Source organism: Clostridium sp. YIM B02506 (assembly GCF_022324845.1).
GTDB lineage: Bacteria > Bacillota > Clostridia > Clostridiales > Clostridiaceae > Clostridium_T > Clostridium_T intestinale.
Window position 1 is genome coordinate 24,237 of sequence record NZ_JAKGTG010000021.1, and the last position, 11,781, is coordinate 36,017.

Annotated in this window: 12 protein-coding genes; 8 read left to right on the forward strand and 4 right to left on the reverse strand. The window is 27.7% G+C overall.

Going from position 1 to position 11,781, the window contains the following annotated elements; genetic code table 11:
* Nucleotides 1-87 precede the first annotated feature (87 nt).
* Complete coding sequence (locus tag L1S49_RS15330; RefSeq protein WP_238906003.1) at nt 88-1,194, forward strand: extracellular solute-binding protein; 1,107 nt, start codon at nt 88-90, stop codon at nt 1,192-1,194.
* Nucleotides 1,195-1,245: 51 nt separating this feature from the next.
* On the opposite strand, the gene L1S49_RS15335 is transcribed toward L1S49_RS15330, so the two are convergent.
* Nucleotides 1,246-2,379 (reverse strand): glycosyltransferase family 1 protein, encoded by a 1,134-nt coding sequence (locus L1S49_RS15335; protein WP_238906005.1) that lies wholly within the window; start codon nt 2,377-2,379, stop codon nt 1,246-1,248.
* A gap of 122 nt (nt 2,380-2,501) precedes the next feature.
* Between L1S49_RS15335 and L1S49_RS15340 the strand changes: the two genes are divergently transcribed.
* The 3 genes from L1S49_RS15340 to L1S49_RS15350 are packed head-to-tail and all read left to right on the forward strand — an operon-like array spanning nt 2,502 to nt 5,302.
* Nucleotides 2,502-3,521 carry a CotS family spore coat protein gene (locus L1S49_RS15340; protein WP_238906009.1) on the forward strand — a complete coding sequence of 340 codons (1,020 nt, stop codon included), beginning with the start codon at nt 2,502-2,504 and terminating at the stop codon, nt 3,519-3,521.
* Complete coding sequence (locus L1S49_RS15345; RefSeq protein ID WP_073022536.1) at nt 3,518-4,246, forward strand: hypothetical protein; 729 nt, start codon at nt 3,518-3,520, stop codon at nt 4,244-4,246. The genes L1S49_RS15340 and L1S49_RS15345 overlap by 4 nt, the downstream gene beginning before the upstream one ends.
* A 12-nt stretch (nt 4,247-4,258) precedes the next feature.
* Nucleotides 4,259-5,302 carry a CotS family spore coat protein gene (locus tag L1S49_RS15350; protein ID WP_238906011.1) on the forward strand — a complete coding sequence of 348 codons (1,044 nt, stop codon included), beginning with the start codon at nt 4,259-4,261 and terminating at the stop codon, nt 5,300-5,302.
* Between the two features lie 18 nt (nt 5,303-5,320).
* Here L1S49_RS15350 and L1S49_RS15355 read toward each other — a convergent pair whose 3' ends face one another.
* From L1S49_RS15355 to L1S49_RS15365, 3 genes are all read right to left on the reverse strand, one after another.
* Nucleotides 5,321-6,064, reverse strand: a complete 744-nt coding sequence (locus L1S49_RS15355; RefSeq protein ID WP_238906013.1) for a TIGR03915 family putative DNA repair protein — start codon at nt 6,062-6,064, stop codon at nt 5,321-5,323.
* A gap of 11 nt (nt 6,065-6,075) precedes the next feature.
* Nucleotides 6,076-7,386 (reverse strand): putative DNA modification/repair radical SAM protein, encoded by a 1,311-nt coding sequence (locus L1S49_RS15360; protein WP_238906015.1) that lies wholly within the window; start codon nt 7,384-7,386, stop codon nt 6,076-6,078.
* Nucleotides 7,387-7,586: 200 nt separating this feature from the next.
* Nucleotides 7,587-8,711 (reverse strand): glycosyltransferase family 1 protein, encoded by a 1,125-nt coding sequence (locus L1S49_RS15365; protein WP_238906017.1) that lies wholly within the window; start codon nt 8,709-8,711, stop codon nt 7,587-7,589.
* 106 nt (nt 8,712-8,817) lie between these two features.
* Between L1S49_RS15365 and L1S49_RS15370 the strand changes: the two genes are divergently transcribed.
* From L1S49_RS15370 to L1S49_RS15385, 4 genes are all read left to right on the forward strand, one after another.
* A complete protein-coding gene (locus L1S49_RS15370; protein ID WP_238906020.1) occupies nt 8,818-9,822 on the forward strand; it encodes a CotS family spore coat protein in 1,005 nt (334 codons plus the stop codon).
* 111 nt (nt 9,823-9,933) lie between these two features.
* The gene (gene yabG / locus L1S49_RS15375) at nt 9,934-10,794 is read left to right on the forward strand and encodes a sporulation peptidase YabG (RefSeq protein ID WP_073022530.1); all 861 of its coding nucleotides are present in this window, start codon (nt 9,934-9,936) and stop codon (nt 10,792-10,794) included.
* A gap of 58 nt (nt 10,795-10,852) precedes the next feature.
* Entirely contained in the window at nt 10,853-11,089 is a 237-nt protein-coding gene (locus L1S49_RS15380) for a Veg family protein (protein WP_073022563.1), read from the forward strand.
* Between the two features lie 345 nt (nt 11,090-11,434).
* Nucleotides 11,435-11,671 (forward strand): Veg family protein, encoded by a 237-nt coding sequence (locus L1S49_RS15385; RefSeq protein ID WP_021800455.1) that lies wholly within the window; start codon nt 11,435-11,437, stop codon nt 11,669-11,671.
* Nucleotides 11,672-11,781: the final 110 nt, after the last annotated feature.

Genomic DNA, 11,781 nt, shown 5'->3' on the forward strand with positions numbered 1-11,781 from the left:
AATCATTTTCAATTGAAAATGGATAGGTTTGATATATTAAGATATTTGTGATAAGTTTATAGTAAGTTCGCTTTAAGGAGTTTATTTATGAGAAATTTAAAGAAGAATATAATAGTATTAATTGTGATTACCCTACTTGTTTTATCTATGTATAAAGTGTTTAAAATTATTAATAATAAGGAGTTAGTTGGGAGTATTGAGATTATAACTAACGAAGAAAATTATGTTTACTTAAAAGACTCAGCAGAAATGTTTATGAGTGCAAATAAGAAGAGTAAAATTAATGTTACCAAGCATAATAAAGATGAAATAATAGGATATTTAAATAAAGCATCAAATGTTGAAAATGAAATAAATCTTATAATGTTAGATTCTAAAACATTGAGAAGTATAAATGAGGATTCTTTAGAACATATAAGCTATCAAGATAACATAATAGATAGTTACAGTAAGAACTTTAATTTATGGAGATTAAATGAGGTGAAAAAAGGTGAACATTACTTAGGTATACCAATACAGAGCAATCCTCAATTTTTAATTATTAGAGAAGATATATTGAACCAATATGGATATAAATCAGAAGATATAAGAAGTTGGAATGAATTAATAGATTTATATAAAGATATAGATAGTAAATCTAACAATGAAATAAGTTTATTTTCATATGATTTAACTACTATTGAGGAGATAGAAAAGATTATTATTTATCAAGGTGGTAATATAAATCAAGCGGAAGAAATAACTAATATAATTAAAGATGATAATTTAATGGGAAAAGAAACTCCGCTAGGTTATATCGCTGATAAAAATAATTATAAAAATATTATTAACAATAACTTAAAAAACTCCTTAAAAGCTATAATGATTCCAGCTATTGTAGTCGGAGGTAATAGAGCTGTTTCCTTTGATGGAGATAATATTGTTGCGTTGAAGAGTGAGTATGAAAGGCAAGATGTTGCTAATAGATTTTTAAGATTCTTAATAGACAATCAAAATCTTATTAGTGTGGATACTTTAAATAATGAAGGATTTTTCCCAAGCTCGAGAGCTTTTTATAATAATATAGTTGTAGATAAGGAGTTTGAAGAAATTAATAATCAAAAAGTGTTATCCATAATGACTAATATTGTTAATAGAGTTCCAGATACAACAGATTATGATAGAATAGATGATATATTAGATGTTAGAAAGTAGAAGTAGAAAGATATCTCAAAATAACTATTTAAAGTATTTTGAGATATCTTTTTATTCAAACAAGTATTTTTCATTGATTTTATTGTAAGCTTTTAGAGTTTCTTTGGCTGTATTCTCCCAAGAATAATATTTACTTCTTTCAAGACCTTTTACACTTAAATCTTCACTAAGGTTTGAATCTTCAGATATTTTGACTAAGGCATTTGATATATCCAATATATCAAGTGGATTTATCAATAAACCACTATCACCTACTACTTCAGGGATTGATGTTATATTTGAGGTTATAACAGGAGTTGCACAACTCATTGCCTCTAGTGGGGGAAGTCCAAACCCTTCATAAAGAGATGGATAAACAAAAGCTTCACACGCATTATATAATACAGGAAGATCAGAGTTTTCACAAAAACCACCAAATACAATATTTTTTTGTAAAGACTTATCTTGAACTAATTGTTTCAATTTTTCTCCTTCTTCTCTCAATGAACCAATAATTAATAGGCTTCTTTCTTTAGGAAAGCTTCTAAAAGCTTTTTCAAATGCCAAAATTAGTCCTTTGACATTTTTTCTTGAACTAAATCCTCCTAAATATAAGAAAAAAGGAGTATTTATACCATACTTCTCTTGAACATGTTTTTTGCAAATATCCTTATTTAAAGGTCTGTAATTTTCATTAGCAGCTAGAGGAGTAACAAAAACATCATCCTCATCAATTTCAGGAAAAAATTTTAAAATATCCTTTTTAGAGTAATTTGAAACTGTTAATATACCATGAGAGTTATCCATTATTTTGGGCATTGTTGTTAAGAATTTCTTTAAATAACCTTTACCTACAGTTTCGGGTAATATATAAGGTATAAGATCATGAATAGTAACGACTTTTTTGCAATCTATATTCTCTTCTAATCCAATTCCGTTTTGAGGAATATGATAAATATCTATAAGCTCTTTTTTTACAAATGAGGGTATATAGTAAGATTCAAAAAATCTTTGATGTTTTTTAGAAGCCATTAATATTTTTGTTTTATCATTATGAAAAGAATCGTAGTCTCCACCAGACCAAAATATATGGTAAAAATCTTCTCTATTTAAGTTGATCATATTTACTAATAAATTATAAGTATAGGTGCCTATACCAGTTCCTTTATACCAGTTTAACCCTCTAGCATCTACGCAAATCTTCATACTACTCCCCCAGTACAATGTTTATAATATATAAATATGATATATTTTTCCAATGGTGAATAATTCACACATGAATAATTATTCTCATATAATAAATGAGGATTAATCAGTGGAGGAACTTAATGGGACTAAGTAATCTAAAAGATTTCTTAAATGAAAAATACGATATAGAGGTAAAGGATATCGTTAAGAAAAAAAATATATATATTGTAAAAGGTGATGATAAAGAATATTGCTTAAAAACAATTAATTATAGTTATTCTCACTTTAAGTTTATTTTATCTGCTATATTACATCTTCAAAAAAAAGGTTTTAAGAACATTCCTCCTATACTTAAGACTAAATTGGGGATGGATTATATAGAATATGATAATAAGTACTGCTATTTATCTCCATGGATACCATCACGCGAAAGTAATTACGATAATATTCATGAATTATTAGAGGTAACTAAAAAACTTGCAGAACTTCATTTATGTAGCCAAGGTTTCACAATAGATCAAGATATGAAACCAAGAATATACTGGTTTAAATGGATAGAAAATTTTAATGTAAGAGGAAAAGAAATATTAGATTTTAGGAATCGTATCTACCAAAAAGCATACAAAAGCGATTTTGATAAGCTATATCTAGAAACTATGCAGAATCAGCTAACAATAATAGAAAAAACTTTAGATGGTTTAAAGTGTTCTAACTATATAAATAGGATGAATAAAGAAGTTATTAAAAGAGGCTTTTGCCATCATGACTATGCTCATCATAATGTTCTTAGGGCCTATGATGAAGAATTATATGTTATTGATTTCGATTACTCAATTCTAGATACTAACCTACACGACCTCTCGTCATTAATTATAAGGTCTATGAAAAATGGAAAGTGGAGTAAAAATAAAGTGAAAGAAATATTAGCTAGCTATTCGAGTATTAATTCTTTAGAAAAAGGTGATAGCAAAATTATATCTTCTTTTATAAAATTTCCTCAACAATACTGGCAGTTAGGAATACAGTATTATTGGGAGCAACAACCTTGGGAAGAGGACTTTTTTCTGAATAAACTAGAAAAATATCTAGAAGATTGTGAAGAAAGAGAGGAATTTGTTGAAGATATAAAGCAATTAGAGAATGGTGGAGAAAATATATGAAATTTTTGACCATAGAAGAGTACTTGAAAAACAGAGGAATTACCATTTTAAAGAATAAAGAAAAAGTAATAGCTAAACAACTTAATGAGGGAGAGGTATACTTTCAACTAAATCTTATTAATAAAATTCACAAAATCTTGAGAGAATATCCTAGCAATTTTATACCATCTATCCAAAGTACGATTGGAGAAGATTACGAACAAATTAAGGTTCTTCAAAAAAGAGTAAACAGGTATTTAGAAGTCGGATATTTCCCGGGAAAAATTGAAGAAAAAGTTGAAAATATTTTGAATTTATCTAATTTAGCTGTAACTCAAATAGAGAAATCAGACTATTTGTCTATATTTAGGAGAGCTATGGATAATAAAGAGATTACGTTAGGCTATTGCGATGATAAAAATTTAAATTATAATAAGGGGATTATTATATATGATCTAAAGGGGATAGCCTATAATTTTGTAGAAAGTGATTATGGAAAGTTTTTATTGAAAATTAAAAGAAGGATAAAGATTATTAACTATAATGAAGCTATAGAATTTATATTGACTCAAGAAGGTTTAGACAATAATTCTAAAAAATATTTAAATGGCTATATTTCTTTTCCGCTAGAGACGTTAAAAACTCTGCAAAAATATAAAGAAGGGAAGAAACAATGGAACGAAGAAACCTTCTATTATAAATTTATGAAGGCTTATGAATTTGATAATAGTATTACATTATTATAGAAGGGTGATTTTATGAACAAGCTTAGATATTCGGATGAAAAATACCTTTGTGAGTATGATTTAGACACTGACTTATTTGAATTATTTGATTTAAAGGTTGAGGATTTAATACCTTTACGAAGTGTATATATTTTGATTACTGATAAGGGCAAAAAAATATTAAAAAAAATAGAAAATACAGAAGATATGAAATTTATAACTTCAGCTTTAGATTATATTAAGGATGGTTATTCAGATATATTAACCTTTGTTAAAGCTGGGGATGGAAATTATTATGTAAGATGGAAAGATGGTATATATTGTGTTATGGAATTGATTGAGGGAAGGGAATGCTGTTGTTCAAATCCTTTAGATGTAGTAATAGCATCAAAAGCTCTAGCGCAATATCATAAATCTTCTCTAGGAATATTAAAGTATCTTGAAGGCAGTAACTTAGAAATTTTGAAAAGTAACTTAGGGAAGTTTCCTAATAAATTTAATGAAGCAAAAGAAAATTTACTCGATATAAAACAAAGAGTAGGTAAATACGGATATAAGAATACCTTCGATAAACTTCTGCTAGAGAGTATAGATGAACAAATAGAGAATATAAATGAATCAATAAAGAGAATAGAAAAGTCAAATTATGAAAATTTATGTAGAGATGAAAGTAAGATAGTGTTATGTCATAATGATTTGGCACATCATAACATTATACTGTCAGAAGATAGAGCTTATTTTATAGATTTTGAATATTCTTTAGTAGATATTAGAGTTCATGATATATGTAATTTTTTGATGAAATCTATAAAAAATTATGGATATGATTTTGATAAAAGTATAGAAATAATAAATGCCTATGATTCAGTATGGAAGATAGAAAAGGATGAATTAGAAGTATTATATGCAATAATGATTTTTCCAAATGATTATTATAATTTGGTATACAATTACTACAATAAGAAAAAGAATTGGAGTTATGAATCCTTTTTATCAAAGTTTCAAAATAAATTAGCAGATGAACCAGATAGAAAAGATTTTCTAAAAATATATGAAGAAAAAAAGATTACAAAATAAAACCAGAATTAACTGGTTTTATTTTGTTTCTAAAAGATGTTTCCAATAACGTTTAGGCATTTTGTTACTTTGAAGCCTCAAGTTTTGTCTAGATGATATTGTGGTTGAGTTATAATAAGTCTTCCATAATTGTGTTATATCTTCTTTATAATTTTTTAATGCATCATAATAATTTATTGACATAGAGATGATTTCATAGTCATTTTGTAGTGAACTATAAACTAAAGCTAATTCTCTTTTAATATCATGTATTATAAAATTTTCATTACAAAATCTTTTGGTAAAATGATAACTTAATAATTCTAAAATATTGTGATCAGGTTCAATAGATGAATATAACATTTGGTCGTTAATCAAAGAAAATCGAACAAAGCCTTCAAACATATGAGTTTCCTTCAAAACCTTATTTCTAAGAGCTAATATGTTTTTAACCCTACTATCATAAACGTGATGGTTAATTAAAGAACCTAATTTAAAAGCCAGTTGTATATATTTAAAAGCTAATGAGAAACAGTCTTTGGTATCGGATAAATAAGCATAGTAAATATTCTCTACAACCTCTTCTCCAGTATTTTTTAGTAGAGAGGTATATACCTTATTTGCTTTTACATCATCTGTAGCTATATATTTTTTTTCGTATAATAAATTTTCTTCAAATGAATGTTTAGAAAATATTAAAGAAGTATTTTTGTATGAATAGTAACATTCATATATGCAAGTTAAAAATCCATTAAAACTTCCGTCATGTATTAGTACAATCATAAAACTCCTATCTATAGATTACCACTTATACTGGTAATTCTATCTTCTGGTTTATTTAATGATAATTGAGAGAAAAAACTTAGTTGAGTATAGTCTTCTGAATTATTATAAACTTTAATTTTTTTATCAATTAGTTTATTTTCAATTAGTAGAGGGTCAAAATAGGTATCACCTAAGTACTTACCCTTACATAATATAAAATATTGTGCGCGTTTTAGTACAACTCCGAGGCTCTTTAAATCTTCATAGGATAACGAGTGAACTCTTCTAGAAATCACTATTCTTTTAGCTGATTTTAGTCCTATACCAGGAATTCTAAGTAAAGTTTCATAGGGGGCTTTATTAACTTCTATAGGAAATAAATCAATGTTATTTAGTGCCCAAAAACTTTTTGGATCAAGTTTTAGATTAAGACTAGGATTTTTTTCGTTAAGCATCTCAGAGGCTGTAAAACCATAATAACGGAGCAACCAATCACTTTGATATAGTCTGTGCTCTCTAATTAGTGGAGGCACTGATATTGAAGGGAGAAGTTTATTGTTTTTTACAATTGGTATGTAAGCTGAATAATAAACTCTCTTCAATTTGTAGTTTTTATATAAATTTTCGCTTAAAGTAAGAATATCCTTATCATGTTCGTTAGTTGCTCCCACTATTAGTTGGGTGCTTTGACCGCCAGGGACAAAGCTGGGAGAATGGGAAAAAACTCGTTTATTATAATTAAATTCATTTATTTCTTTAGCTATTGTTTTCATAGGAGAAAGTATGTCGATTTTTGATTTTTGAGGAGCTAAAAGCTTTAATGAAGAAGCTGATGGAAGTTCTATATTAACGCTCATTCTATCTGCATATTTGCCTAATTCTTTAATCAATACTTCATCACAGCCGGGAATAGCCTTAACATGTATATAACCATTAAACTTATGAACTTGACGTAATAATTTTAAGGTTTTTAATAGCAATTCCATAGTATAATTAGGACTTTTTAAAATTCCTGAACTTAAAAATAAACCCTCTATGTAATTTCTTTTATAAAAATTAATTGTTAAATCACATATTTCTTCAGGTGTAAAAGCGGCTCTTTCACAGTCATTAGACATTCTATTTTGACAATAAGCACAATCATAGACACAATAATTAGTTAACAGGATTTTTAATAAGGATATACAACGTCCATCAGGAGTAAAGCTATGGCAAATTCCACTGCTCGAGGTATCTCCTAAATAATTTTTCTTACTAGACCTACTAGATCCAGATGATGAACATGAAACATCATATTTAGCACTATCAGATAAAATACGAAGTTTGTTAATTAAATCCATAAAAATCACTCCTAAAAATTAAGCTAAGTATATTATATAGCAAACATATGTTCTAAGTAAAGGGGGGATTATAATATATAGTGTTTATTAAGTGTTAAAGAAGCTCCAATCCATATTTAATTTCATGGATTGGAGCTTTAAAGTTTAGTATTAAACTCTTATTTTATATAGCATTAAGATATATAATGCACTCTTTATAATTATCTTATTTTATTTATAAATTTATAAGCTGATAGTGTGTCTAAGGCAGTTTTATTCCAATTATATATTTTGTTTCTTTCAATGCCTTCAACTGTAAGTTTTATCTTTAAATCTATATTTGTTAATATGCTATACATAGCATTCATAATCGCATATACATCCTTAGGATTAATTAAAAGTGCAGAGTTTCCTAATATCTCAGGGATAGAAGTGCAGTTAGAGGCTATAACAGGGGTACCACACGCCATTGCTTCAAGTGGAGGCAATCCAAAGCCTTCATAAAATGAAGGATAAACTAGAGTCTCACAAGCATTATAAAAAACAGGCATATGTTCAAGTGGGATAAATCCAGGAAAGATAACTTGATCTTCTATTCCAAGTTCAATGGCTCTATTTTTGTATTTCTCGTAAGAAATACCTTGTTTACCTACAATAACAAGTTTTAAATCTTGGGTATATATGCCTTTTAGTAATGAGAATGCTTCAATGAGACCTGTTATATTTTTTCTAGGGCTAAAACCACCAACATATAATATGAAATTACTATCTATTGAATAATTTGATCTTAAGAATTTTTTACATTTAATTTTATCCATAGGTTTATATATATTTTCAGCTGCTAAATGGGTTACAAAAATTTTATCTTTAGGATAATTAAATTCTTTAGAAATATCATCTTTTGAGAAGTTAGACACAGTAATAATTCCTTGTACTCCATCAATGATTTTTTTCATATCATTATTAAATATCTTTAGATACCTATCACTTACTGTTTCAGGCATTCTAAGAGGGATTATATCATGAAGGGTAATTATTGAGGAACTGTCTAAATTATTTGGTAAACCTACTCCATTTTGAGGGACATGATAAATATCTAAATTTTCATCTTTAAGGATATTTGGTAGAGAGACCTCTTCCCAAAAGTTTTCTTGGGTATCATGAACTGTATTGATAAATTTAAAGTTGCTATTAAGATTATCTAAATTTGAATTATTAGGAAGAAAGAGTGAATAATCATTGATCTTGTCAACTAAATTTAGGTTATATATTAGTTGATAGGTGTATGTGCCAATTCCAGTACCTCTATACCATTTAGCAGCTCTACCATCTATACCAATATGCATTATTAAATCCTTTCGCAGTAGTTATAATTTATTATATTAACTTCTTTTGATAATTGTTAATAATTGTTAGCGATAGCACATATAAATATTTAGGGGGTGATTAACTATGATGAGGGAATCAGAAATTGAAAGACAGTTTGGTATAAGGATAGAAAGCATTAAACCCAATAAAGGGATATACCATCTAAAAACAGATAAAGGTGAAAAGTGCTTAAAAAAAATTAATTATGGAATTCAAAAACTTTTATTTGTATATGGTGCAAAGGAATATATTATTAATAAAGGTTATCAAAATGTAGATAGATATTTTTTGAATATTGACGGAGAACCTTATGCACTAGTTAATGAAGATATATATACTTTATCTGAGTGGATAGAGGGAAAGGAATGTGATTTTCATAAATTAGATGAGGTTATAATCGCAGCAAAAGAATTAGCAAGACTACATGAAATCAGTAAGGGGTATGATCCTCCAGAAAACAGTAAATTAAAAACTGATTTAGGAAGATGGCCTAACCTTATGGAAAAAAGGATAAGGGCATTAGATAAAATGAGAGACATGGCTAGGAAAAAAAGTAACAAAGGAACTTTCGATTTAAATTATATTAAAACTGTAGAATTTTATAAAGAATTAGGTAAAAGAGCGCTTTCAGTATTGAAGAACTCTAATTATTTAGAGATATGTAATATTACAGAACAGGAAAAGAGTTTTTGCCATCATGACTATACTTATCACAATATAATTTTAGACAAAGATAATAATGTGAATATAATTGATTTTGATTATTGTAAAAGAGAAGTAAGATCATATGATATATCCAATTTTATGATAAAGGTACTAAAGAGGGTTGGGTGGAATGTGGATTATGCTAAGGAAATACTTAAGGCGTATGATTCTATTTCCAAGATTAAAGAAGAGGAATATAGTATTATATATGCATATCTATTATTTCCGCAAAGATATTGGAGATTAGCTAATCGTTATTATTATAATGAGGTTAATTGGGGACAAGTTACTTTTGGTAATAAACTAGAGTCATTGGGTAAAGAGAAAGATGATTATTTAAAATTTATTGATGAATTTAAAGAAGCGTATAATTTAAAAGAATAATTTATCAAAGAGTAAGAGCTGAACCTCTTACTCTATTCTTTTGTATTATAAAGCACACAATATGGGTTTCGGCATATTATAGTATATATCAGTATTTATGAGGAGATAAATATGGGAATAGGCGATATTGTAGTTAGGAAGTCATATGGAAAAGATATTACTTTTAAAATAATTGATATAAAAGAAAATGAGGACGGAGTAGTTTATGTTTTAAAAGGCATAAATATAAGAATTATAGCTGACGCATCTATCGATGACTTAGAACATGTAAATGACGAGTTTCAAGGAGAGAAAGACAAGATACTTAATGCTAGGGTCAATCAAGCAATAAAAAAGGCTATAACCTCCAGAGATGGCGCTTATAGAATTACAAAGTCTCCCAAAATCATACAAGAAAAAGAGTTGATGTTTGGGAGGCCTGGAAAAGTTCTGCACATAGATGGGGATAGTGTTTATATGGAAAATTGTTTAAAAGTATATAAACAGTTAAATCTTGATGCGGTAGGAAAAGCGATAGTTGAAAAAGAACAGCCTATACAGGTAGTAGAACTGGTGAAAGAAATAAAGCCAGATATAGTGGTATTAACTGGGCATGATGGTGTATTAAAAAATTCAAAAGATTATTTAGATTTAAATAACTACAGGAATTCTAAATACTATATTGAATCAGTAAAGGCACTTAGAAATTTTAATACTAGTTATGATGAATTGGTGATTTTTGCAGGTGCTTGCCAATCTTGTTATGAAAGTATATTAGATGCAGGAGCAAATTTTGCATCTTCACCAAGTCGAGTATTGATTCATTGTTTGGATCCTGTATTTGTATGCGAAAAAATAGCTTATACGAGAATAGATAAGGTAGTTTCTATTACTGACGTAATAGAAAATACTATAACCGGTATAAAGGGGATAGGAGGATTACAGACAAGAGGTAAATACAGAGAAGGATATCCTAAATCACCCTATGTATAATATTAGAAATATTTAAAACTAATTTTGCTAGTAATAAAATACAAGGAGGATGTGAGTGTTGGAGAAAAATACGACGATTGCGTCTATAAAGAAATATCTAGAAGCACACATTGGAGAAAAAGTTACATTAAAAGCTAACGGAGGGAGAAAGAAAATTTTTGTTGATAGTGGAGTACTTGAAGGAGTATATCCAAGTATCTTTGTCGTTAGACTAGAAACTGGAGCACAAAGGACTGTGACATATAGTTATTCAGATATATTAACAAAAACCGTCCAATTGTATTTTGGAGGATAAACTTCGATTTAAAAATCGAAGTTCTTATTTTTTATAAATAAAAGTTTCAAATAGATAAATCAATAATATTTACTAAATATAAATAATAATTAATTATATGGATATACTACTATAGAACTCATACTAAGAATTAAAATATTGCTGTATACATTATAAATAAATACCAGTGTAAAATTAAAATTTATTTGTATGTTAAGCAACAAATTATAAAAAAATATAAGATTAAATTTTTGGAATTTAAAAATTAGATTGACAAGTTGGAGTAAATAGTGATAAAATTAAAATTTTAATTTGACAATTATGAGGTTTTGAGGTAAAATATATAATGGAAAGAGGGTGTTTAATTTGGAAAAGAATAGAACCTTAGCTTCCATAAAAAGAGACCTTGAAGGCCATGTAGGTGAAAAAGTAACCTTAAGGGCTAACGGTGGAAGAAAAAAGATCCTAGTAAATAATGGAGTACTTGAAGGAGTATACCCTAGTATTTTCGTTGTAAGATTAGAAAGTGACACCCAAAGGACAGTGACATATAGTTATTCAGATGTTTTGACAAAGACAGTTCAATTATACTTTGCAGGATAAACTTCGATTAAAAAAATCGAAGTTTTTTTATTGTATAAAAAAAGAAAGATGGTGGGTTTCCATCTTTCAACTATGGTATAAAAGGGTATTGAGAATTTATGAGAGGTTAT

Bases quoted from the DNA above. Each gene is read 5' to 3' on its own strand.
- L1S49_RS15335 (WP_238906005.1), bottom strand. From the start codon at position 2,379: ATGAAGATTTGCGTAGATGCTAGAGGGTTAAACTGGTATAAAGGAACT.
- L1S49_RS15360 (WP_238906015.1), bottom strand. From the start codon at position 7,386: ATGGATTTAATTAACAAACTTCGTATTTTATCTGATAGTGCTAAATAT.
- L1S49_RS15350 (WP_238906011.1), top strand. From the start codon at position 4,259: ATGAACAAGCTTAGATATTCGGATGAAAAATACCTTTGTGAGTATGAT.
- yabG (WP_073022530.1), top strand. From the start codon at position 9,934: ATGGGAATAGGCGATATTGTAGTTAGGAAGTCATATGGAAAAGATATT.
- L1S49_RS15355 (WP_238906013.1), bottom strand. From the start codon at position 6,064: ATGATTGTACTAATACATGACGGAAGTTTTAATGGATTTTTAACTTGC.
- L1S49_RS15340 (WP_238906009.1), top strand. From the start codon at position 2,502: ATGGGACTAAGTAATCTAAAAGATTTCTTAAATGAAAAATACGATATA.
- L1S49_RS15330 (WP_238906003.1), top strand. From the start codon at position 88: ATGAGAAATTTAAAGAAGAATATAATAGTATTAATTGTGATTACCCTA.
- L1S49_RS15345 (WP_073022536.1), top strand. From the start codon at position 3,518: ATGAAATTTTTGACCATAGAAGAGTACTTGAAAAACAGAGGAATTACC.
- L1S49_RS15365 (WP_238906017.1), bottom strand. From the start codon at position 8,711: ATGCATATTGGTATAGATGGTAGAGCTGCTAAATGGTATAGAGGTACT.
- L1S49_RS15370 (WP_238906020.1), top strand. From the start codon at position 8,818: ATGATGAGGGAATCAGAAATTGAAAGACAGTTTGGTATAAGGATAGAA.